Origin of the sequence: Micromonospora sp. C28SCA-DRY-2 (genome assembly GCF_030519475.1) — a bacterium.
In the GTDB taxonomy this organism is placed as follows: domain Bacteria; phylum Actinomycetota; class Actinomycetes; order Mycobacteriales; family Micromonosporaceae; genus Micromonospora.
In genome coordinates this window covers 13,852-35,772 of sequence record NZ_JAUMKD010000003.1, presented here as the reverse complement: position 1 = coordinate 35,772, position 21,921 = coordinate 13,852, and the positions used below count along the sequence as shown (strand labels likewise).

Annotated in this window: 19 protein-coding genes; 11 read left to right on the top strand and 8 right to left on the bottom strand. The window is 73.7% G+C overall.

Features of this window, described 5'->3' with window-relative positions:
- Positions 1-70: 70 nt before the first annotated feature.
- Positions 71-2,107, bottom strand: coding sequence for a hypothetical protein (locus tag Q3W71_RS13910; protein WP_302919727.1), 2,037 nt, complete (start codon positions 2,105-2,107; stop codon positions 71-73).
- Positions 2,108-2,199: 92 nt separating this feature from the next.
- Positions 2,200-3,459 carry an MFS transporter gene (locus Q3W71_RS13905; protein WP_302919726.1) on the bottom strand — a complete coding sequence of 420 codons (1,260 nt, stop codon included), beginning with the start codon at positions 3,457-3,459 and terminating at the stop codon, positions 2,200-2,202.
- Positions 3,460-3,584: 125 nt separating this feature from the next.
- On the opposite strand from Q3W71_RS13905, the gene Q3W71_RS13900 reads away from it, so the two are divergent.
- Entirely contained in the window at positions 3,585-4,523 is a 939-nt protein-coding gene (locus tag Q3W71_RS13900; RefSeq protein ID WP_302919725.1) for a LysR family transcriptional regulator, read from the top strand.
- Positions 4,524-4,533: 10 nt separating this feature from the next.
- On the opposite strand, the gene Q3W71_RS13895 is transcribed toward Q3W71_RS13900, so the two are convergent.
- On the bottom strand, positions 4,534-5,190 hold the full coding sequence (locus tag Q3W71_RS13895; protein WP_302919724.1) for an HAD family hydrolase: 657 nt from the start codon (positions 5,188-5,190) through the stop codon (positions 4,534-4,536).
- Positions 5,191-5,275: 85 nt separating this feature from the next.
- Here Q3W71_RS13895 and Q3W71_RS13890 point away from each other — a divergent pair, with 85 nt between their 5' ends.
- The 5 genes from Q3W71_RS13890 (at position 5,276) to Q3W71_RS13870 (ending at position 9,249) form a co-directional block, all read left to right on the top strand.
- Positions 5,276-5,458: a hypothetical protein gene (locus Q3W71_RS13890; RefSeq protein ID WP_302919723.1), complete on the top strand. Its 183-nt coding sequence runs from the start codon at positions 5,276-5,278 to the stop codon at positions 5,456-5,458.
- Between the two features lie 231 nt (positions 5,459-5,689).
- Positions 5,690-6,508 (top strand): basic amino acid ABC transporter substrate-binding protein, encoded by an 819-nt coding sequence (locus Q3W71_RS13885; RefSeq protein WP_302919722.1) that lies wholly within the window; start codon positions 5,690-5,692, stop codon positions 6,506-6,508.
- Positions 6,509-6,575: 67 nt separating this feature from the next.
- Positions 6,576-7,370 carry an amino acid ABC transporter permease gene (locus tag Q3W71_RS13880; protein ID WP_302919721.1) on the top strand — a complete coding sequence of 265 codons (795 nt, stop codon included), beginning with the start codon at positions 6,576-6,578 and terminating at the stop codon, positions 7,368-7,370.
- A gap of 5 nt (positions 7,371-7,375) precedes the next feature.
- Positions 7,376-8,215 carry an amino acid ABC transporter ATP-binding protein gene (locus Q3W71_RS13875; protein WP_302919720.1) on the top strand — a complete coding sequence of 280 codons (840 nt, stop codon included), beginning with the start codon at positions 7,376-7,378 and terminating at the stop codon, positions 8,213-8,215.
- A gap of 104 nt (positions 8,216-8,319) precedes the next feature.
- Positions 8,320-9,249, top strand: a complete 930-nt coding sequence (locus tag Q3W71_RS13870; protein WP_302919719.1) for a diacylglycerol kinase family protein — start codon at positions 8,320-8,322, stop codon at positions 9,247-9,249.
- A gap of 65 nt (positions 9,250-9,314) precedes the next feature.
- Here Q3W71_RS13870 and ligD read toward each other — a convergent pair whose 3' ends face one another.
- Positions 9,315-10,268, bottom strand: coding sequence for a non-homologous end-joining DNA ligase (gene ligD, locus Q3W71_RS13865; RefSeq protein WP_302919718.1), 954 nt, complete (start codon positions 10,266-10,268; stop codon positions 9,315-9,317).
- A 187-nt stretch (positions 10,269-10,455) separates the two neighbouring features.
- Between ligD and Q3W71_RS13860 the strand changes: the two genes are divergently transcribed.
- Positions 10,456-10,974: a hypothetical protein gene (locus tag Q3W71_RS13860; protein ID WP_302919717.1), complete on the top strand. Its 519-nt coding sequence runs from the start codon at positions 10,456-10,458 to the stop codon at positions 10,972-10,974.
- A gap of 77 nt (positions 10,975-11,051) precedes the next feature.
- Here the strand turns inward: Q3W71_RS13860 and Q3W71_RS13855 are convergent, their stop codons facing one another.
- Together Q3W71_RS13855 and Q3W71_RS13850 are read right to left on the bottom strand one after the other, a co-directional pair.
- Positions 11,052-12,986, bottom strand: coding sequence for a hypothetical protein (locus tag Q3W71_RS13855; RefSeq protein ID WP_302919716.1), 1,935 nt, complete (start codon positions 12,984-12,986; stop codon positions 11,052-11,054).
- A gap of 353 nt (positions 12,987-13,339) precedes the next feature.
- Complete coding sequence (locus Q3W71_RS13850; protein ID WP_302919715.1) at positions 13,340-14,128, bottom strand: IniB N-terminal domain-containing protein; 789 nt, start codon at positions 14,126-14,128, stop codon at positions 13,340-13,342.
- 245 nt (positions 14,129-14,373) lie between these two features.
- Between Q3W71_RS13850 and Q3W71_RS13845 the strand changes: the two genes are divergently transcribed.
- The gene (locus tag Q3W71_RS13845) at positions 14,374-15,120 is read left to right on the top strand and encodes a hypothetical protein (protein ID WP_302919714.1); all 747 of its coding nucleotides are present in this window, start codon (positions 14,374-14,376) and stop codon (positions 15,118-15,120) included.
- Positions 15,121-15,273: 153 nt separating this feature from the next.
- Here the strand turns inward: Q3W71_RS13845 and Q3W71_RS13840 are convergent, their stop codons facing one another.
- Together Q3W71_RS13840 and Q3W71_RS13835 are read right to left on the bottom strand one after the other, a co-directional pair.
- The gene (locus tag Q3W71_RS13840; RefSeq protein WP_302919713.1) at positions 15,274-17,577 is read right to left on the bottom strand and encodes a M64 family metallopeptidase; all 2,304 of its coding nucleotides are present in this window, start codon (positions 17,575-17,577) and stop codon (positions 15,274-15,276) included.
- A 136-nt stretch (positions 17,578-17,713) separates the two neighbouring features.
- Positions 17,714-18,196: a hypothetical protein gene (locus Q3W71_RS13835; RefSeq protein WP_302919712.1), complete on the bottom strand. Its 483-nt coding sequence runs from the start codon at positions 18,194-18,196 to the stop codon at positions 17,714-17,716.
- A gap of 236 nt (positions 18,197-18,432) precedes the next feature.
- Between Q3W71_RS13835 and Q3W71_RS13830 the strand changes: the two genes are divergently transcribed.
- The 3 genes from Q3W71_RS13830 (at position 18,433) to Q3W71_RS13820 (ending at position 21,725) form a co-directional block, all read left to right on the top strand.
- Complete coding sequence (locus Q3W71_RS13830) at positions 18,433-20,091, top strand: metallophosphoesterase family protein (protein ID WP_302919711.1); 1,659 nt, start codon at positions 18,433-18,435, stop codon at positions 20,089-20,091.
- Positions 20,092-20,160: 69 nt separating this feature from the next.
- The gene (locus Q3W71_RS13825) at positions 20,161-20,823 is read left to right on the top strand and encodes a hypothetical protein (protein ID WP_302919710.1); all 663 of its coding nucleotides are present in this window, start codon (positions 20,161-20,163) and stop codon (positions 20,821-20,823) included.
- Positions 20,820-21,725, top strand: coding sequence for a nickel/cobalt transporter (locus tag Q3W71_RS13820; protein ID WP_302919709.1), 906 nt, complete (start codon positions 20,820-20,822; stop codon positions 21,723-21,725). The genes Q3W71_RS13825 and Q3W71_RS13820 overlap by 4 nt, the downstream gene beginning before the upstream one ends.
- Positions 21,726-21,921: the final 196 nt, after the last annotated feature.

The following is a 21,921-nucleotide window of genomic DNA, read 5'->3' as shown; positions in this document are numbered from 1 at the left end:
GGGGTGACCGGCCGCCGCAACGGCCCGTGCTGACCGGCCGCGCCCGCATGGGGCGCGGCCGGTCAGCGGGTCACGGGCAGGGCCGTCCCGCGCAGACGTCGATGATCTTGCCGGTCAGCAGGAAGATCGCCTTCTGCCGTTGGGCGCCGGGCTGGGCCCGGGGGAACTCGTGCGAGTCGTCGCCGTACTCGGGGCCGGCCGGGGCGAGGTTCGTCGGCGGCGGGGCGTACGCCGCACCGCTGTTCCAGACCACCATCGCCGAGCCGGTGTACGGGTACGACCGGATCGGCTCGATGCCCCAGTACGGCCGCACGTCCAGCGACCAGCCGTCGGCCAGGGCCGGGGTGTGCAGGCGGGCGCCGATGGTGCGCGCCTGCACCTCGGCCGCGGCGGGGGAGACCTGCTGGTCGCCGAAGGCCACGTGCATCAGCACCTGGTGTGCCGGGGTGCGCGGCAACGGGTTGCCGGTCATGTGCTGGGCGTACCCGTTGGCCTCGGAGCGGTCCCACAGCATCTGCAACAGGGCGAAGATCAGCTGCTGGTCGACCTTGTCCGGGTAGGAGCCGTCCATGATCGATTGGAACGGCGCGAAGTCCACGCTGCGTTGTAGCAGGGTGGAGTAGTTCATCGCCGGCACCCCGAGCACCGACCGGGTCCAGTCCTGGGCGATGGCGGTGAGCGCGCCGCCGTTGATGCCGCCCTGGCTGTTGCCGTCGTAGTGCAGCCCGCCGGCCACGTCGATCAGCGGTCGCCCGGCGGCGTCCTGGAACGCCGGGTGGGCGGCGAACCCGCCCCGGTGGATCATTGCCCGGCCCAGGAAGAGGAAGTTCAGGAAGCTCTGTTGCAGCCGGTCCGCCACCGCGGGGAAGGCGCTGAGGTCGGTGAAGGCGCCGGCCACGTACGGGACGTCGGCGGCGGCCATCCCGATCCAGCTGGTCGCGCAGAAGGTGAAGTCGTACTCCGCCGACATGGTCTTGACGTTGCCGGCGTTGATCTCGGTCGGCCGGCCGAGCAGGCCGTGGCCGTAGAGCGAGAGGTGGGCCGGCTCGGCGGCGGACGCGCCGCGCGGGATGTTGCAGACGAAGTCCGCCCGCAGCGTCGTGCCGGACGGCGTGGGCAGCGCGGACGCCGAGGCGGGCCGGCCGTCGCCGCCGGCCGGGCCGTAGTGCAGCCGCGAGCCGGGCCCGCCGCCGCCGGTCAGGTAGGACGGCACGTCGACGGTGCCGGTCACCTGCCGGGCGATCCGGGCGTCCTGCTGCTCCGGGTAGTCGGTCACCTGGGTGACGGTGAATGACGGCGCCGCCTTACCCAGGGTGGCGAACGCGCCGTCGCGGATCGCCAGCATCCGTCCGGTCAGACCCTGCCGGCTGGCCACCGTGAAGTCCCAGGCGAGGTGGAGGCTGTGCCGCTTGACCCCGACCCGGGTCAGCTCGGCGAGGATCCGCTTGATCTGCGGGGCGCGGCGGTCCCGGGGGCCGACGCCGGCGCCGGTGACGTACGCCCGGAACGCGGCCGGCGCCGGGATCAGTTCCCCGTCGCGGTCGCGCATGCCGCGCAGGGCAACGACGTACCGGGTGCCCTCGGTCAGCGCCACCGCCGGCCGGATGATGAGCAGCCGCCGGTCGGGCTGGTCGGCGGCGTGCGCGTCCAGCTCCGCCCAGTACGGCGTGCGCTTCCCGGTGGCCGTGTCGAGCAGCACGATCGGCGCGTCCGGCGCCAGCGAACGGCCGATGTCGGTGACCGGAGCGATCCCGGTGGCCGCGGCGTCGAGGCCGGGCACGCGCACCAGGATCGGTGAGCCGGGGCTGAAGCCGTCCTGCCGGTTCCATTCGGTCGGGTCGATCGGGGTGCCCTGCACGTTGGCCGGCATGGCGGAGGCCGCGAACCGCACCCGCTTGCCGGTGGGGCTGGCGGGATCGGGCACGGTGAAGTAGTCGTTCGGGAAGGGCAGCAGGCAGGCCGTCGGGTCGATCGGGTCGCAGGCGCCGTGCGCGGCCGGTTGGCGGGCGGGCGGTTCGGCGGCGGCGGCGGTGCCGAGCAGTACAGCACCGACCGTCACCACCACCGACACGGCGAGACGGAGCCGTCTGGGGGTGGTCACACGCATCTCCTTCGTCGGTGGCCGGAGTGGACGCAGGCCACGCCAGCCGACGCTGGTGGGAGGAGCCGGGGGTGGGGCGTGGGTTCTTCCTACGCCGATCAAGGAACCTCGGCAAGGTCCGGCACGTCGCCCGGGTGTTCCGGCGCGCGCCGCGCCCCGCTGCCGTGCCAGGGCAGCAGGAACGGCGTGGCCAGGAGTGCCGCGCCGGCGATCCCGATCGCGACGCGCGCCCCGGTGACCGCGGCCAGCACCCCCCACAGCGCGGTCAGCAGCGCGATCGCCCCGGTGCCGGTGACCCGCCAGGCGACCAGCACGCGGGCGACCCGGTCGGCCGGCACCCGCTGGAGCCGTTCGGTGGCGAACAGCGTGTTGAACACGCCCACGCAGGTGATCAGCGCCAACTCGACAGCGATCACCAGCAGCACGCCGCCCGGACCGGGCCCGACGAGGACCAGGCCGACCGGCCACAGTGCGCGCAGCACACCGGAGGCGAGCAGCACCCGCCGCCGCCCGTACCGGGCGGCCAGCCGCGGAGCGAGCTGGGCGCCGACGAACCCGCCGACGCAGGGCAGCCCGAACGCCAGGCTGTACTGCCAGGCCGCCCAGCCCAGGTCGCCGAGGAGCAGCACGGCCAGCAGCGGTTCGGTCGCCATGATCAGCGCGTTGACGGTCACCGTGTTCACCAGCAGCGGGCGCAGCACACGGTCGGCGAGGATGAACCGCCATCCGGCCAGCAGCTCCGCGCCGCGCGGCCGGGCCCCGGTCGGCCGAGCCGGGCGCGGCTCGGGTTCCCGGATCCTGCCGATGCCGAGCGCGGAGAGCAGGAACCCGGCCGCGTTGGCGATCACGGTGACGACGGGCCCCAGCAGGCTGATCGCCGCCCCGCCCAGGGTCGGCCCCACGGCGGTGGCCGTCCAGAGGGTCGACTCGAACCGCCCGTTCGCCACCAGCAGCTGGCCGGGGCGCACTACCGACTTCAGGTAGGCGCCGCTGGCGGAGGTGAAGGCGATATTCGCCGCCGCACCGACCACCGAGACGACCAGCAGCTGGGGGTAGCTCAACAGCCCGAGCCAGAAGGCGATCGGGACGCTCAGCAGGGCCGCGCACCGGACGACGTTGGTGGCGATCATGACCGGCCGCTTGCGCCGGCGCTCGACCCACGGGCCGAGGGGCAGGGCCAGCGCCGTGCCCACCGCCAGGCCGGCAGCGGTCAGGGCGGAGACCGCGGCCGGCCCGACGTCGAGCACCTGGATCGCGATCAGCGGGAACGCTCCGAACCCCAACCAGGTGCCCACGGTGCTGGCCGCGTACGCCGACCACAACCACCCGAACGAACGCCCCAGCCGCTGTCGCCCCACGCCGCACCCTCCCGTCGCCACCGGTCGTCGACGGCGAGGATTCGACCAGCCCGGGCGACCCGGAATCCAACAACCGCCGGGCGGGCGAGCCACAACCGACGCTTGTGTCTCCGTACCATCCGCGGGTGGACATCGAGGCCGTGCGCACCTTCCTCGCCGTCGCCGACGCGGGGCAGTTCCAGGAAGCCGCCGTCGACCTGCGGATCACCCAGCAGGCCGTGTCCAAGCGGGTGGCCAACCTCGAACGCAGCCTCGGCGTCACCCTGTTCACCCGCACCGCCCGCGGCGTCCGGCTCACCCTCGACGGGGAGGCGTTCCTGCCGCACTCGCGGGAGCTATTGCACGCCGCGGAACGGGCCGCCGCCTCGGTCCGGCCCGGCAACCGGGCGCTGCGGGTGGACGTGCTGAACCGGCGCAGCGCCCCGGCGGAGGCGCTGCACCGCTTCTACCGCGCCCACCCGGGGACCGACCTGGACGTGGTCACCCTCGCCGACGCCAACGTCGAGGCGGCCATCGAGGCCGTCCACGCCGGCGAGATCGACGCGAGCTTCCGGGCGGTGCCGCTACCCGCTCGCGACCTGCCCGACGGCATCCTGGTCGACCGGGTCCTGGACGATCCGCTGCACCTGCTGGTCGGCGCGGCCCACCCGCTCGCCGCCGCCACCGCCCTCACCCCGGCAGCGCTGGCCGGGCACCGGATCTGGATCCCGGGCATCCGGCAGGGCGCCGAGTGGGCCGTCTACTACGACGAGCTCACCGAGGCGTTCGATCTGCGGATCGACGCGATCGGCCCGAACTTCGGCAGCGCGGCGCTGCTCGACGCGATCGCCGACTCCGCCGACCTGGCGACCCTGGTCGGCGCCGGTGACCGGCACGTCTGGCCGGCCACCCACGACCTGCGCCGGATCCCGCTGCACGGCCCGACGCCGGTCTACCCGCACTCGTTCGTGCGCCGTGCCGGCAACCCGCACCCCACCCTCACCGCGCTCCGCCGGCACCTGGCGGCCACCCGGCCGGCCCGCCCGGTCGACGCCTGGGTGCCGGGCTGGGCCCGCCGGCGGTAGCCGGATCCGGTCACTCGGGGGCCGCGAGCAGGTCGAGGACGTCGGCGGGCCGGTGGGCCACCAGCGGCACGTCCGCGCACGCGGTGGCGGTGGCGGCCCAGCGGGCGTGCACGGGCACCGCTCCCGCCGCCTCCGCGCAGGCCAGGTCCACCGCCGCGTCGCCGACGTACGCGGTCTCGGCGACGTCGACGCCGAGGCGCCGGCAGGCCAGCCGCAGTCCGTCCGGCGCGGGCTTCGGCGCGGCCACCTCGTCGCCGCAGACCACCACCGGGAAGAGCCGGTCGAGCCCGGTACCGGCCAGCACCCGGGTGGTGGTCCGGCGCAGCGCGGCGGTGAAGATGCCGAGCCGGCAGCCGGCCCGGCGGAGCTCCTCGGCCAGGTCGACCACGCCGGGGAAGGGCCGTACGTCGGCGAAGGCGGCCTCGAAGCGGCGGTGGAAACACTCCAGGTCGGCGGCGGTGACGGGCCGTCGCAGGAAGTGGGCCAGCACCACCGGGGTGTGGCCGATGTGCCAGGTGGCCACGACGGCGGCCGGCGAGACCTCGGGCCCACCCAGGGCCCGGATCGTGTCGCTGTACACGGCCGGGGCGATGGTCATGCTGTCGACCAGGGTGCCGTCGAGGTCGAACACGACAGCGGCCGGGCCGACCCGGGATGGCCGGGTCACCGCCGGTCCCGACAACGGCGGTACCGGCACGCTGCCACCATCGCTCGTCCAGCCATGCGCAGAGCCTGCCGGACGCCCGGCGGGCGTGGCCAGTCGGGGTGGGCACCGGTACCGCGACCCGGCGGCGAGCGAGCCGTCGGACTCCGAGTACCGCTCGCGCCGGGTGCTGCCGCTCGTCCTGTCGGTGGCGATGCCGGCGGTGGCGGTCTGGTGGTTCACCGGTCCGGGCATCCTGCCGCCAGGCGGCGGCGTCATGATCGTTCGGTGACCGTAGGTAACGATCTTGCTCAGGCGAGTTCCGGGCCGGCGGTGTCACCAGTGGCAGTCCGGTTGTGGGCCGACTGCCGGGTTTACTGACCGTGATGGCTACAGCATGGCCACAACCGCCCTACTTGATCTAGGTGCGGCTCCGCCGATCGGGTAGCGTGCCCTGTCACACCGTCTTTGCACCAACACGGGCCGCCCGTCATACGGGGGTCGAATCGGGGAGGACACCGCAGTGACGTTCCACAGCGCAGTCCGCAAGGCTGGCTTGATCACGGCGATCGCCGCCCTCGCGGTGACCGCGGGATGCGCCAAGAAGGATGAGGGCGAGGTCCAGGCGAGCGGGGTCAAGCTCATCGAAGCGGGCAAGCTCACCGTCTGCACCCACCTGCCGTACGCGCCGTTCCAGTCCAAGGACGCCAGCGGCAAGGTCGTCGGGTTCGACGTCGACGTGATGGACCTCGTCGCCAAGGAACTGGGCGTCGAGCAGAAGATCGTCGACACGCCGTTCGAGGGGATCAAGTCCGGCCAGGACCTGAACACCGGCAAGTGTGACGCGGCCGCCGCCGGCATGACGATCACCGAGGAGCGGCAGAAGGTGATGGACTTCTCCGACCCCTACTTCGACGCCACCCAGGCGCTGCTGGTGAAGACCGGCAAGGCGTACAAGTCGCTCGACGACCTCAAGGGCAAGAAGCTCGGCGTCCAGGCGGCGACCACCGGCCGCGACTACGCCAAGAAGTACGAGGCGGAGAAGGGCCTGCAGCTCGTCGAGTTCGAGGACCTCGCCGCCCTCCAGCAGGCGCTCGCCAACGGCCAGGTCGAGGCCGCCATCAACGACCTGCCGGTCTGGACCGAGTACATCAAGGAGAACCCGGGCGGGTTCGAGGTGACCGCCGAGTTCGACACCGGCGAGCAGTACGGCTTCTCGGTGAAGAAGGACGGCAACCCGGAGCTGCTCAAGAAGATCAACGAGACGCTGGCCAAGGCCCGGCAGGACGGCTCGTACGACAAGATCTACGAGAAGTGGATCGGCAAGCAGCCGGCCAAGTGACCGGAACTGGTGGCAGGAGGGCGCGCGCCCGGCGCGCGCCCTCCGTGTGGGCAAGGAGCATCGAACGGTGAAGCTGCGCCGCCGCCAGCGAGAGCGGCTGTCCCTCTGGCTGCAGTACCTGGCCTTCATCGCCGTCGTCGCCGTGGTGGTCCTCGCGGCCGACTGGGGCCGGCTGAAGGAGGCCTTCTTCCGCGTCGACATCATCGAGTCGATGTTCCCGACGATCATCACCGTCGCGCTGCGGAACACGATCCTCTACACGCTCGGCGCGTTCGCCTTCGGCCTGGTGTTCGGCACCATCCTCGCGCTGATGCGGCTGTCCCGGGTCGCGCCGTACCGCTGGGTGGCCACGGGGTACATCGAGCTGTTCCGGGGCCTGCCCGCGCTGCTGGTCCTCTTCCTGGTCGGGTACGGCATCCCGATCGCCTTCCCGGACCGGGAGATCCCGGGCGGGGTGTTCGGCTCGATCGCGATCGGCCTCGGGTTGACCGCCGCGGCGTACATGGCCGAGACCATCCGGGCCGGCATCCAGGCCGTGCCGAAGGGTCAGATGGAGGCGGCGCGCACGCTCGGCATGTCGCACTTCACCGCGATGCGCACCATCGTCATCCCGCAGGCGTTCCGGATCGTGATCCCGCCGCTGACCAACGAGCTCATCCTGCTCACCAAGGACTCGTCGCTGGCCTACGTGCTCGGCGTGACCGCGTCGACCATCGAGATCACCAAGTTCGGTCGGGACACGCTGAACGACCGGGTGAACGCCACGCCGCTGCTGGTGGCCGGCTTCACCTACCTGATCATCACCCTGCCCCTGTCCCAGGTGGTACGACGCCTCGAACTCCGCTACGCCAAGGCTCGGTGACCCACATGACGACTCCTGAACCGCGACCCGCCGTCGAGATCCGCGACCTGCACAAGTCCTTCGGCCCGATCGAGGTGCTCAAGGGCATCGACTTCGAGGTCGGCCACGGCGAGGTGGTCTGCGTCATCGGGCCGTCCGGGTCCGGCAAGTCGACGCTGCTGCGCTGCGTCAACCTGCTGGAGGAGCCGACCGCCGGCAGGATCTGGGTGAACGGGGTCGAGATGACCGACCCGGACGTCGAGATCGACGCGGTCCGCCGCGGCATCGGCATGGTCTTCCAGTCGTTCAACCTCTTCCCGCACCTGACGGTGCTGGACAACCTCACCGTCGCCCAGCGCAAGGTGCTCCGGCGCGGCCGGGCGGAGGCCGAGCGGATCGCCCGGGAGAACCTGGAGCGGGTCGGCCTGACCGACAAGGCCACGGCGTTCCCGGCGCAGCTCTCCGGCGGGCAGCAGCAGCGGGTGGCGATCGCCCGGTCGCTGTCGATGGACCCCGAGCTGATGCTCTTCGACGAGCCGACCTCCGCGCTCGACCCGGAACTCGTCGGCGACGTGCTCACCGTCATGCGCAAGCTGGCCGAGGACGGCATGACAATGATGGTGGTCACCCACGAGATGGCGTTCGCCCGGGACGTGGCCGACCGGGTCGTCTTCATGGACGGTGGCGTGGTGGTCGAGCAGGGGCCGCCGCAGGAGGTGCTCGGCGCGCCCCGGCACGAGCGGACCCGTTCCTTCCTCGCCCGGGTCCTCGACCCCACCCACGTCGCGCAGCTCGGTCAGCCCGAGCAGACCGCGCAGCCGGCGGAACCGCCGCGCCTGGCGGCCGACGACCGCCACCACCTCTGACGGCCGCCGGCGACGCCGAGGTAGCGGCGGGCGGTCACGCCGACGGCCGGCCGGGCACCCGTTGCTGCGCTCCGGCCGCCCGTACGGCGATAGGGTCTGGCCCTATGCGGACGAAGCCGGAGTTGAGCGCGACGATCCGCCGGGACCGGCGGGCGGTGCTCGTGGTCAACGCCCACTCCCGGCGGGGCCGGCGGCTCTACGAGGGCGCCCGCTCACGGCTCGCGGCGGCCGGCTTCACGCTGCTCGGCGCCTACCCGGTCGACCGGCCCCGCGAGCTGGAGCAGACCCTCGCCGCGGCCGCCGACCTCGGGCCGGACCTCCTGGTCGCCGGCGGCGGCGACGGCACGATCGGCACCGCCGCCCGGCTGCTCGCCCACCGCGACATCGCGCTCGGTCTGCTGCCGCTGGGCACCACCAACAACTTCGCCCGCACGGTGGGCATCCCGCTCGACCTCGACGCCGCGGTGGAGGTGCTCGCCCACGGCAAGGTGATCGACGTGGACCTCGGCCTGGTGGGCGACATGCGGTTCACCAACCACGTCGGCATCGGCCTCTCCGCCGACGTCATGCTCCGGACGCCGCCGCGCCTGAAGCGGGCCACCGGCCGGCTCGCCTACCCGCTCACCGCGCTGGCGCTGCTGACCCGGCACCGGCCGCTGCGGGCCACCGTCCGGGCCGAGGGGCGCGAGCGCGAGTTCGTCACCCACCAGCTGTACGTGGCCAACGGTGGCTTCCACGCCGGCCGGCCGATCACAGCCGACGCGGACGCCGACGACCGGCTGCTGGTCGGCTACCCGGTGGGCGGTCCGACCCGCCGGGAGCTGCTGCGCGACACGGCCCGCAACGCCGCCACCGGACATCGCCGCACCCTGCGCGAGGAGCCCTTCCTCGCCGTACGCCAGCTCTGGCTGGAGACCGACCGGCCGGCGCCGGTCGAGGTCGACGGCGAGTTGTACGGCGAGACCCCGATCCGGATCGGCCTGGACCCCAACGCGCTGCGCATCATGGCTCCGGCCGACAGCCCGGACCGCTAGGACCGCACCCGCCATCCCGGTGGTGGGTCCGCGCGGCGCCCGGCCGGCGCCCACGCCCGGCGGGCTCAGCGGCGCAGCCGGATCTCGGTCGGCTCGCGGTCGCTGCGCAGTCCCTTCCAGGAGGGGTGGCGCAGCCGGTGGTCCGGGGTCCAGGAGCGGAAGGTGACGTCGCCGACCAGCACCGGATCGACCCAGACGGCGTGGCGGGCGTGTTCGCGCGGCACCGGGGTGTCGAACGGGGAATCCGTCCGGCGCAACGGGTCGAGGCGTCGCTGCAGGTCGCGCAGCGCGGTCTGGGTGAAGCCGGTGCCGACGTGGCCGATGAAGGTCAGCTTGTCGGCCCGGTCGTACATGCCCAGCAGCAGCGAACCGATGGTGCCGGCGCGCCGGCCCGCGCCGGGCTTGAAGCCGCCCACGATCACCTCGACGGTGTCGTTGAGGGGCACCTTCACCCAGGCCGGCGAGCGGCGACCCGGCTCGTACGGCGCGCCGAGCTGCTTGGCCACGACCCCTTCCAGGCCCAGGTCGGCGGCGGCCGTGGCCAGGTCACGGCCGGCGTCCCCGGTCCAGTAGGGCGGCGTGTCGACGCTCTGCCCGCTGAGGTCCAGGCCCTCCAGCGCGGCGCGGCGCTCGGTGTACGGCCGGGAGGTCAGGTCCTCACCGTCGAGGTGCAGCAGGTCGAAGAGGTACACCCGGACGGGAGTGCTGCCGACCAGTGCGGCGGACGGCGTCCGGACGTGCATCCGGCGCTGCAACGCCGCGAAGCTGGGGCGGCCCCTGCCGTCCAGGGCCACGATCTCCCCGTCCAGCACCGCGCGCCGGCCGGGCAGCAGCCGTGCCAGCTCGCCCAGCTCGGGGTACGCCCGGGTGACGTCGCGGTCGTTGCGGCTGAGCAGCCGCACCCCGTCGGCGACGTACGCGATCGCGCGCACGCCGTCCCACTTGAACTCGTATCCCCACCCCGACCCGCCGGGCAGCGCGCCGCTCGTGGCGAGCATCGGCGGCACGAGGGTCGGCATCCTGGCACCCACGCCTCGATCATCACCAATCCGACGCGCCGGCACCCGGCCTTCGGCCGATCCGACCGTCCGGCTGTGCCGACCCGTGACCCTGCCGGTGACCTCGCGCGGAACCGGGAGCGTCCGGCCGGTGTCCTGACAACGGGACGGGTCAGTTCCGCCCGACGTCCACGGGGAAGGTGACGAGATGGGTTCACGGGGCAGGGTGGTGCTGGCAGGGGTGGTCCTGCTGGCGGCGTGCACGCCCACGGACCGGTCGGCCACGCCGGCCGGCGCGCCGGCCACCTCCGCGCCGTCGAGCGCGGCGACCGCGACCGGCTGTGGCTCGCGGGTGGAGACCGGCCTGCTGCCGGACTGGGCGGACGCCGGGTTCCACGGGGAGCCCCGGATCGCGCACGTCTTCGGCGCGAAGGGCGAGATCGTCGCGGTGCTGTTCGGCCACCCGCTGCGGCAGCCCCGGACGGACGGCAGCAACAACAAGATCCTCTGGGTGTCCCGCCCCGCCGTGGCGTCACCCGACCCGACGTCGTCGCCCACGCTGGCGATCACCGCGACGCTGCACGGCACCGACACCCGGGTGACCCGGGAGGTGACCGGCGGTCCGGGACCGTCGATCATCGACATGCCCCGGGCCGGTTGCTGGCACCTCGAACTCCGGTGGTCCGGGCGCACCGACACGATGGACCTGGTCTACGCCGCCGGGTGACACCGCGGCCGACGTGCGACCGCCCGGGGGACGCGAGGTCCCCCACCCGGTCGCGGCGGGGGACCTCGGTGCGACGGTCAGGCGGGCAGGTCGACCAGGGCCAGGTTGCGGTCCACGGCGGTCCACGCCTTGCGGGCGCCGGGGACCGGCTCGATCCGGGGAACCGTGTACCAGTTGGTGCCGATGCCGCTGTACAGCGGCTCCGCCGCGTCCAGCCCGGGTCCCAGCCGGTAGATGGTGTCACCGAAGTTCGTCGCGGCGTAGACCCGGCCGTGGTGCGCGACGATCTCGCCGTACCCGCTGAGCTTGCCGGAGCGCAGCACCGTACGGGTGGTGAGGTCGTACGAGATCCAGGTGCCGCTGGTGCGCTTGTACGACGCGTAGAGCACGCCGTTGAACACCTCGACGTGTTGCATGCTGGGCTGGTCGGGCAGCGGTGCGAACCGGTCGACCACCTCCCGGCGGCGGATGTCGAAGACCGCCACCTGGGAGGTCGGTTCGGTGGGCGGGATGCCGTTGCCGCCCCAGGTGTCCCCGGCGACGTAGGCCAGGTCCCCGTCCAGCGCGATGGCGTTCAGCGCCTGGTTCGGCAGGATGTCCAGGCGTACCTCCATCTGGCCGGTCGCCGGGTCCAGCAGCGTGAGCGCGCCCTGGAGGTTGCCGTACCGCGGCGCCGAGGCGATCAGCACGAGGCCGGACGGCTTGTGGTGCACCGCGTCCCAGGGCCGCTGCTGGTTGTGGCCGATCGGGCCGAAGCTGCGCACCCGACCCGTGCGCGGGTCCAGCTCGATGATCTCGCCGCTCGGGTACAGAGCGCTGATCATCCGGTCCCGCCAGGCGACGATGTCCTTCGCCTCGCCGGCGACGGGATAGCGGCGGCTGACGCCGCGCGCGGGCTCGTGCACGGTGATCGCGAAGTGGCCGCCGACGTAGACCGAGCCGTCGGGGGCGGCGCACATCGACTGGAGGAGTTCCGGCCCGGCCGCCCGCGGGTCGTCGGTCAGGTCGCCCTGCTCCACCGTGTCCCGGCCGGGCGCGAGGACGGACACCAGGCCGCTGCCGTTGGCGGTGAAGACGGTGCCGTCGGGAAGCTGTGCCACGCCGCGTCCCTCGTCGCCGGCCGGGCCCTGGGCGATCCTGACCAGCCGGTCGCCCTCCCGGCGCAGGATCGATCCGGTCTGCCGGCCCAGGGCGAGCAGCCCGCCGTCGCCGGTGACGGCCAGCGAGTCGACCAGGTACTCCCCGTCGGCGGGCACCTCGACGTGGCCGGAGCCGTCGCGGGCGATGTCGTGCACCCCGAACGCGGACGCGGCGTAGACCCGGCCGCCGGCGGCGGCCAGCGCGCCGAGGCCGGCGTCCAGCGGGGTGCCGGTGGGCATGATGTCGACCTTCTCGCCGGTGCCGCGGTCGATCCGGACGATGTGGGCGGGGATCGTGCCGGCGTAGACGTAGCGCTCGTCGGCGGCCAGCAGGCGGGCGTACTGGGAGCCGGGGAAGGCGCGCCCGAGGTTGGTCAGCACTCCGGTCGCCGGTTGCAGCGACCAGACCTCGCCGCGGGGGTAGGTGCCGAAGTAGACCACGCCGTCCGGCGCGGTGGTGGCGGCGAACACGATAGTGCCCGAGGGGCCGATGGTGCCGAGTCGCCGGGCGGTCCTGGTCGCCGGGTCGTACTCGACGACGTCGCCGAAGGAGTACGTGCCGATGTACACCTTGCCGCCGGAGACGGTGCAGGCCCACCCGCCGTCGCCCCGCTCCAGCGACACCACGTCGGTCACCGTGCGGGACGGGATGTCGTAGGTGACCACCTTCGGCGGCGTCTGCCCCCGGGTGACGAAGTATCCGGTGGTGCCGTCGACGGCCATGCCGACGATCGCCGCGCTCAGCGAGGCCGGGCCGTACTGCCCCGGCTGACGCGGGCCGTCCGCCGCCGCCGGCAGTTCGCCGAGCACGGCACCGCCCAGTGCGGACAGCGCGGTGAGCTGGATGAGGTTACGCCGGTTCAGATGCGTCATGGCACCTGCTCCTCTTCGGTGAGTGAGGTCTCGGACGCGCGGGTCGAGCCGTCGCCGTCCGCTCACGAGAACGGCGGCGGCGTCCGATGCCGCCTTTCGGTCGGGACCGGAATTGCGCCAGAGTCTAGTACCGGAGGCGGTTCCACGGATACGGCCGGCGAACGCTTTTCCTCCCTGCATTTGAGGGCAGCCCGTAACCCCGAGGAGGTGGAGTTGGTCGGTGGGCCGCGGCTGGACGCCCAGGGGCCGCTCGCGCGGGACGGCGCCGGCGCGCACGCGCGCGGCGGCCGGCAGCCGGCGAGGGCCGGACCACCCGCGGTGGTCCGGCCCTCGGGGCGTACGCCGGTGTCCGGTCAGATCAGGCCGTCGGTGACGTCCAGCACGCCGCCGGTCGAGGCGGACGCCTCACCGTGCAGCCCGACCCCGGTGGACACCCCGACGGTGCCGGACAGGACGCCGTCGACCTGGCCGGTGACGCCGTCCACGGTGGAGGGGACGTCGATCGGCGGGACGACGCCGCCCTGCCCGGTGCCGATGCCGAGGCCGCCGAGGGTGTCGTCGACGCCGAGGCCGTCGACGAGGCCGTCGACCTGGCCCTGGGTGTTGCCGAGGGTGCCGCCGAGGAGGCCGTCGCCGCCGAGCAGGCCGGTGCCGAGCAGGCCGGTGTCGCCGCCGTCGAGGGGGGCGGTGGGGTTGCCGAGGGTGGTGGTGAGGTCGGCGACGGCGGGGTCGGCGGTGGTGTCGACGGCGCCGATGACGTCGGCGTCGAGGGTGTGGGCGAGGTCGTGGGCGCCGGTGAGGTCGGTGCTGAGGCCGCCGGGGCCGATGCCGAGGCCGATGCCGGGCAGGACGGTGGCGCCGATGCCGACGGCGGTGGGGTCGACGGCGATGGCGCCGAGGACGCTCGGGGTGAGGCCGTGAACGGGGGCGTAGTCGACCACGAGGGGGACGACGTCCTGCACGTCGGCGGCGGTGATGTCGTGCAGACCGGCGGCCCGCAACGCGCCCTCCGGGTCGAGGTCGAACGCCGACCGCGCATCGGGGTCGGCGAGCAGGTTCAGCACGAAGTCCTGCACGGACGCGTGCCCGTCCACGGCCACACTCTGCTGCGAATCCACCCGCACGCTCTGCTGCGTTTCCATCTGGGTACTCCTCGGACCTAGGCGATCGGACGTCGGCGGCAACGGTATGGCCGGCGACGCCCGGCGGGCATCGGGGACGAGCCCGCAACCCTGCCCGCCGGATTGGGGGCACCCACCCGGCCGGACGTTAGGGACCGGGGGGGACCGGCACCCCGCTCCGATCCCGGGGCCCCACCCCCGTCCACCGCCGGACCCCGGGGGTTCCCCCCGGGTGTCGGCACCGCCGAGGCGGGTACCCGGCGCGCGTGGCCGAACTGCTGGAGGACGGGGACATCTACTTCCTCTACCGCCCCCGCGTGGCGGAGGAGCACGTCGACTCGCTCGACGAGGTGCAGCGGCTGCTGGTGGTGCTGCACCCGTGGCAGGGCCGGCACCTGCGACTGCTCGTGGTCGGGCGCAAGCGTCTGCCGGGTATCGACGAGCACGACCGGTTCTGGGCGTTCGTCGACGAGGTGGTGGCACGGCCGGAACAGTTGCACGGGACGCTGCGGGCGCGCCGGTACCCGACGAGGACCCGGGGCGAGCGGGAGCAGCCGGCGACCCGCCCCGCGGCGGAGGGGGCGTACGTGATCGCCCGGCACGACGACCACACGCACCTGGCGTACCAGCTGGAACTGCCGCTGCACACCGGCCCGGCGCAGCACGGGCTCAGCATCGAGCCGGAGGCGAGCTACATCGTCACGGTGAAGAACCCCGAGGCGCCCTCCCCGCCCGGGGTCGGGCTGCGCGGAGGCCGGAAGGCCGAGCTGCCCGCCGCACTGCGGGCGACGTTCCACGGCCGGCGCTTCGCCCCGCTCGACCCGCCCACCTTCCTCGACCACCCCGGGACCGAGGTCGTCCTGATCGGCGCGGCCCACGACGCCTCCGCGGAGCTGCGACTCGACCTGGACGCGGAGGTCGAACGGGCGGAGCGGAGCACGATCTTCGGTGACCTGCGGATCGGCCGCCGGGAGCGCCCGGTGGCGCCGCTGTTCGAGGGGGAGTGGGCCTAGCCGCCAGTCCGCGAGCCTCGTCGGCGGCCGCCCGCGACCCGCGACCCGCCGCCGGCGGCAGGGTGCCGGCGGCGGCCGAAGCCGCGCCGGCACCCGGTCGTCCGGTGGTCGTGGAGGCCACGGGTGCGGCTCAGCGCCCCGGGCCCGGACCGGCTACAGCGCCCGGCACTGGCCCGACGCCGTGCCCCGGACGGTGTTCGGCGCACCGAGGTCGACCGGGGCCGGGCTGTTGCCCGCGCAGTGCAGCGTCGCGACGTCGTTGCCGGCGAGGATCGCCGCCGTGTCGCCGGTGACGTTGCCGGAGAGCACCAGCGGACCGTCCACCCGGGTGCCCACCGCGGTGACGTGTCCGGTGGTGCCGGTCACCGTGACCGCGCCCCGCACGGTGCTGTTCAGCAGCTCGACGGCGCTCGCGCCGGTCGCCGCCAGCGCCCCGGAGATGGTGGCGCGCTCGGCGACGAGGGCGGCCCCGGGCCGGACCACGACCGCGCCGGTCACGGTCGCCCCGCGCAGGCAGGTGACCCCGGTGCTGACCACCAGCGGGCCGGTGTGGCGTCCGGAGACGACGGTGGTGCAGGCCGGCGGCGACGGGATCAGCGTGGCCGCGAAGGACCGGGGCGCGCCGATGTTGCCGACCGCGTCGATGCCCCGGTACTCGACGGTGTGCCGGCCGTAGCCGGGGGAGCGCTGGGCGAACGGTGACACCGACAGCCCGCCCGAGCCGAGGTTGCCGTAGACCAGGCCGTCCACGTCGGTGCCGGTGGCGGTGAACCGGAACGGCTCGTTGGCGTCGGTGGGCCAGCCGTAGTAGTTGTGCCACCCGTCGCCGTCCAGCCGGAACTCCGAGGTGACCTGCCCGGCGCCGTCGTCCGTGCCGGTCAGTCGCATGGTGAACGGGCCGTTGTACAGGTACTCGGTGGGCTTGCCGGGCCGGGTCGTGGCGAGCAGCGGCTCGGAGACCTGGTAGTCCACCTCGGGCCGGGTCGCGTCGACCGTCCAGGTGCGGCTCACCGACTCGCGGGTCACCGGGTCGGTGACCGTGGCGGTGAGCCGGTGGGTGCCCCGGGCCAGGCCCAGCGGCGCCAGTTCCAGGTCACCGTCGTGGCCCGGGTTGGCCACCGGCTCGCCGTCGAGGGTCCAGCTGGTGGTCGGCACCCGGTCGGTGGGCTGGGTGCTCTCCACGTACACCACGTCCCGCGCGCCGACCGGCCGGTCGGTCGCGGTCGACGCGGTGATCGCCAGTGGCCCCCCGGCGGCCGGCGTGGTCAGCGCCGTGTCGACGGTCCAGGTCCGGTGCTGGGTCAGCGCGGCCGAGTCGCGCACCGCGGGGTCGCGGACGAAGGGGGTCGGGTCGGTCACCGTGGCGGTGACGGTGTGCGTGCCGGGCGCCAGCCGCAGCGACCGCAGGTCCAGGCTGCGGGCGTTGCCGGTGCCGGGGACGGTGACGCCGTCGACCGACCAGGTGACGGCGAGTTCGTGGCCGACCGGGTGCAGGGTCTCCACCCGGACCACCCGGTCCGCGCCGATCGGCCGGTCCGCCGGCGTACCGCCCTGCAGGATGCTCACCTTGCCGGCGATCCGCTGGGTCATCCGCTCGCGCCCGACCTGGTCGAAGTAGAAGCCCAGCGACTTCATCATCGAGTGCTGGCTGGGTCGCCACACGCCCCGCTGCAGGTACAGGCCGCCCTCGTAGCGGCCGATCGTGCCGCCGGACTCGCTGGGCTCGCCGAGCCAGCGCCACCACTTGGCCCGGGTGTCGCGCATCTGCTGTTCGGTGAGCACTGTGTGGTGCACCGAGGAGGGTTCCGGCCCGGTGTAGGTGTCGCCGGCCACGCCACGGGCGTAGTAGTCGTACTCGTCCTGCAGGCCGCCCAGCGAGTGTCCCAGCTCGTGCGGGCTGATCAGCGCGGAGAGCGCGTTGCCGCCGGACGCGGTGGCGTTGGTGCCGCCCGCGCCGCCGTAGGTGCCGCTGTTGGCCAGCGCGATCAACTGCCGGTTGCCGGGGTTGGTGCCGGTCGCCAGGTTGGCGTACGTGTTGGCGGCGGCCCCGTCGACCGACAGCAGGCGCTGCACGCTGTTCGGGTTGCAGCCGCCCCAGAAGCCCATGTCCAGCACGGTGTCCCGCCGCGGGTCGGTCAGGCCGGGGTCGCAGTCCACCCCGGACTCCGCCGAGACGATCTCCACGGCGTAGACGTTGAAGTAGCTGCGGTAGGACTTGAACGGCTCGATGGTCCAGAGCGTGTTGAGGTGCTTGTCCACGTGCGACCGGAACGTGGGCAGGTCGGCCTCGGTGTAGCCGTCGCCGAGCAACACCAGGTTGAAGCGCTTGGCCGGATCCCCGGTCACCTGGATCGGCACCACCGTGGCGCTGCCCACCTCGGCGGCGGCGGCCGGTGGGGCGGCCACCAGTCCCGCCGTGACCATCGCCGCCACGCACAGCCCAGCTCTGATCTTCACCACGTTCCCCCCTCGTGACCGGATGCGGTGCCACGATCCCGGTCGTACCGCCGCCGTGATCGCGGTCACCCGGACCGTACCCGGCGGCCGGGGTGCGGCATAACCCTTCGAGGGGCGCCGATGCGCGGACCCGCGGTCAGCGCAGCTGCGGCAGCACCGAGTCGCCGAGCCGACCGCCCGGGCGGTACACCGCGCACATCACCGTGCGGTCGCCGTCCGCCCAGGTCTGCGCGGTCGGGAGGATCGGGTAGTAGGCGAGGGTGCCGCCGTCGCGGTCCGGCCACCGCCGGTCGAAGAAGTCACCGCAGCCCCGCCAGGCGTACCCGGCCAGCCCGGGGCGGTCCCACGGCCCGTCGGGGGCCTGCAGGAAGCCGTACGCCTGGTTGTCCGCGCCGTCCTCGCACGGGACGTAGCGCACCACCACCTCGGCGGCGCGCCGGGAGTACGCCGGATCGGCGAAACACTCGCCGCCCTCGATGGTGAGGATGCCGCTGGTCTCCGCCGTGACGAAGGCGTCGGACTTCGTCAGCGGCGCCGACACCGACGGCTCGATCGCGCCGAGCGCGGCCAGGGTGCCGACGGTGGCGGCGACCGCCCAGCGGCGGGAGGGCAGGTTCATCGGGCTCCCAACTGTCGACCAGCGGCGGCGGAGATCGTAGGTGGACCGGAGTGAACGGCCGGCCACGCCCGGATGGCGGCCCGCGGCCCGGGACGTGAAGCTCCACGCCCGCGCCGGCAGTTCACCCACTGGTCAGCCGGCCGCCCATCGGTTGTCGATCACCTCTGGGTGAATGCCCGGTGGCCGCCGGCCAGCAGCCGGCGGCACAGTCCACTCGCACCGGAAAGGTGATCTCGTTGAGTGACACCAAGCGACCCTGGCTCATGGGTTCGCGGCGGGCGCGGCTGACGGCGGCCGGCGCCGCCGCCCTGCTCGTCGGCGGGTTCGCGATGACCCCGATGGCGTTCGGTGACGCCGCACCGGGCAAGTACCCGGCCGCGGAGATCCACCGGCCGTCGCCCGTCCCGGACCGCATCATGCTCACCCCCACCACCACCCCGGCCACCTCGCAGCGGGTGACCTGGCGGGCCGAGGCCAGCGCCGCGTGGGCGCAGGCCGAGATCCTGGAGGCGCCCGCAGCGCTCGGCGAGGTGGCGCCGGCCGCCGGGGCGGTCACGTCGGTCAGGGCGCTGTCCACCACGCCGGTCAACACCTCGCTGGGGTACGCCTCCACCTACCACACTGTCGAGTTCACCGGCCTGAAGCCGAACACCCGTTACACCTACCGGGTCGGCGACGGCACGAACTGGAGCGCGTGGACCGACTTCACGACCGCCGCCGCGGACTTGCAGCCGTTCTCGTTCATCTACTACGGCGACGCGCAGAACTACATCGACTCCGCGGTGCCCCGGGTCTTCCGGCAGGCGTTCGCGGACCGGCCCGAGGCCAGGCTGATCGTCAACGCCGGCGACCTCATCGACTCGGCGAACAGCGAGGAGCAGTGGGGCCAGTGGTACCAGGCCGGCGGCTTCATCGACAGCCAGATCAACAACATCTCGGTGCCGGGTAACCACGAGTACAGCGGTGGGCTCTCCACCTTCTGGCGGCCGCAGTTCCCGTACCCGGACAACGGCCCGGGCAACCCGGAGCTGAAGCAGACCGTTTACACGGTCGACTACCAGGGCGTCCGGTTCATCGGCCTGGACACCAACGTGCAGGGCAACGCCACCCTGATGGCCGCGCAGACCGCGTGGCTGGAGGGGCTGCTGAAGAACAACCCGAACAGGTGGACGGTGGTGACCTTCCACCACCCGGTCTACTCCACCGCCGCGGGCCGCAACAACCCGGTGGTACGCGCGCAGTGGGGCCCGCTGTTCGAGAAGTACGGCGTCGACCTGGTGCTGCAGGGCCACGACCACACCTATGGCCGGGGCAGCGTCAGCTCGTCCCGGCGGTCGCTGACCGTGCACGACAGCACCGTCTACGCGGTCTCCGTCTCGGGCGGCAAGATGTACGAGGTCGACGGCTCGGTCTGGACCGGCAACGGCGCGGACATCATGAGCAAGGCCCAGGACAAGCAGCTCTACCAGCTGATTGACGTCTCCGGCGACGCCATCCGCTACGAGGCCCGGTACGCCAACGGCCAGCTCCACGACGGCGTCACCATCCGCAAGAACGCGGCCGGCGAGCGGACCGTCAACGAGCTGCGCACCCCGGAGAACACCACCGGAGAGCAGGCCACGGTCGACCGGACCGTCGTCGAGACCAGAGGCAGGGTCACGGTCTCGGCGTACGGCTACGACCCGGGCGAGAAGGTGACCGTCCGCCTGCGCGACACCACGGACGGCGCCGGCGAGGACGGGGTGTTGGTCGGCTACCGGAAGGCCGACGAGCTGGGCCGCCTGGAGTACACCTTCGCGCTGCCCCCGTCGGCGAAGAAGAACAGCACCCATGTGGTCCGCCTGGAGAGCCGGACCCAGCAGATCACCAGCCCGGTCATCACCGTGACCAAGTGATCCCCGGCCGGCCGGGCGCGGCGTCGGCACGCCGGCCGCGCCCGGCCACCCCGTACCAGGAGACGATCAGTGAGACTCCGCATCCGGCGCCCGCTCGCGGCGCTGTGCGCCGCCGTCGTGGCGCTGCTCGCCGTACCGGCCGGCCCGGCCGCCGCCCACCCCTTCGGCCCGCCGTCCACCGCGCGGATCACCGTCGACGGCCCGCACGCCACGGTCACCTGGCTCGCCGCCGAGGACGACTGGGTAGCCCTCGGCCAGTCGCTCGGCGCGTTCGAGGATCCGACCCTCGGGCCGGTGGCCACCGACCTGACCGGTGAGCAGAAGCTGCAACGCTCGCGGCGGGTGCACGACTACCTGCTCGACCGGATCACCGTGCGGCAGGGCGGCGCACGCTGCCCGGGGCGGCTGGCCACCCTCGACCGGCTGCTCAGCCGGGGCGCCCGGCTCGACTTCGACTGCCCCGGCGAGGTGGTCGACCTGGAGGTCACCCTCGCCGCACTGACCGACCTGAACGAGGCGTACCGGACCATGCTGACCAGCCAGACCGGGGCGACCCCGGGTCGTGCCCTCTTCACCGCCGCCGAGCCGACCCACCGGTTGCGGTTCACCGCAGACGCGACCGCCGGCCGGGACCGGACCGTCGCCCTGGCCGCCGCCGGCGCCGCGCTGGTCGCCGCGCTGGCCGCGTCGACCGTCGTACGGCGGCGGCGCCGGGCCCGGAGCGGGTCGTGACCGGCTTCGACCAGCGGCTGGTCGCCCTCTTCGACGGCCGCGGCGTCTTCTGGCTGGCGTTGGCGGTGGCGCTCGGCGTCGGGGCGGCGCACGCGGTCGCCCCGGGGCACGGCAAGACCATCACGGCCGCGTACCTGCTGGGCACCCGGGGCCGTTACCGCGACGCGGTCCGGCTCGGGATGATCGTGGCGGTGATGCACACCGTCTCCGTGCTGGTGCTCGCGCTCGCCTGGGTGGGCCTGAGCGGCGCGGCGAGCCTCGCGACCGAGACGGTGACCGCCTGGATGCAGGTCGCCGCCGGGCTGCTGGTGATCGGCGTCGGCGCCCACCTGACCTGGCGCCACCTACGCGGCCACCGCCACGGCCACACCCACCACCATGACGACCACGGCGTTGAGCACGGCCACGACCACGGAGACGGTCATGGTCACGGGCACGACCACCGGCTGGTGTCGGCGCATGCCAGTGCCGCCGGTGACCCGCGCCGTGGCGCCGCCGGCGGCTCGCCGGCCAGCGCCGCCGGGCACCGCCACGACGAGCCGACCGGTCACCACCACGACCACGCGGTGCCCACCGATCCGTGGTCCCGGCGCGGGCTGACCGCGCTCGCCCTCTCCGGCGGGTCGCTGCCCTCGCCCTCGGCGTTCCTCGTCCTGGTCAGCGGCCTGCTCACCGGTCGTGCCGTGGACGCGCTGGTCCTGGTCCTCGCCTTCGGCGTCGGGATGGCCGCCACGCTCACCGGCGTCGGGGTGGTCACCATCCGGGGGTTCGCCCTGCTCACCGGGCGGTTCCGGCGCTGGCCGGCGGCGGCCACCGGCTGGCTGCCGGCGGTCGCCGGGGTCGCGGTGAGCATCGGCGGCTGCCTGTACCTGGTCGCCGCCCTCTCGGTCCTCGCCGCCTGAGCCGGAGCCGTCGGACGGCGCGCCCAGCGCCACCGCCGCGCTGACCGACGTGCGCCGGGGTGCGGCCGGCGACGCCGCCCCGCGGGACCCCACCGATGCGCCGGGTCGCCGGCCGCCGGGCGTTGACGTCGATGCAACAGCGCCCTAGGGTCATTACGGCCCTGGCCGAATATGGTCTGCGGCTGATCGTGCCACT

Bases quoted from the DNA above. Each gene is read 5' to 3' on its own strand.
- ligD (WP_302919718.1), bottom strand. From the start codon at position 10,268: ATGCCGACCCTCGTGCCGCCGATGCTCGCCACGAGCGGCGCGCTGCCC.
- Q3W71_RS13855 (WP_302919716.1), bottom strand. From the start codon at position 12,986: ATGACGCATCTGAACCGGCGTAACCTCATCCAGCTCACCGCGCTGTCC.
- Q3W71_RS13910 (WP_302919727.1), bottom strand. From the start codon at position 2,107: ATGCGTGTGACCACCCCCAGACGGCTCCGTCTCGCCGTGTCGGTGGTG.
- Q3W71_RS13875 (WP_302919720.1), top strand. From the start codon at position 7,376: ATGACGACTCCTGAACCGCGACCCGCCGTCGAGATCCGCGACCTGCAC.
- Q3W71_RS13870 (WP_302919719.1), top strand. From the start codon at position 8,320: ATGCGGACGAAGCCGGAGTTGAGCGCGACGATCCGCCGGGACCGGCGG.
- Q3W71_RS13860 (WP_302919717.1), top strand. From the start codon at position 10,456: ATGGGTTCACGGGGCAGGGTGGTGCTGGCAGGGGTGGTCCTGCTGGCG.
- Q3W71_RS13850 (WP_302919715.1), bottom strand. From the start codon at position 14,128: ATGGAAACGCAGCAGAGCGTGCGGGTGGATTCGCAGCAGAGTGTGGCC.
- Q3W71_RS13835 (WP_302919712.1), bottom strand. From the start codon at position 18,196: ATGAACCTGCCCTCCCGCCGCTGGGCGGTCGCCGCCACCGTCGGCACC.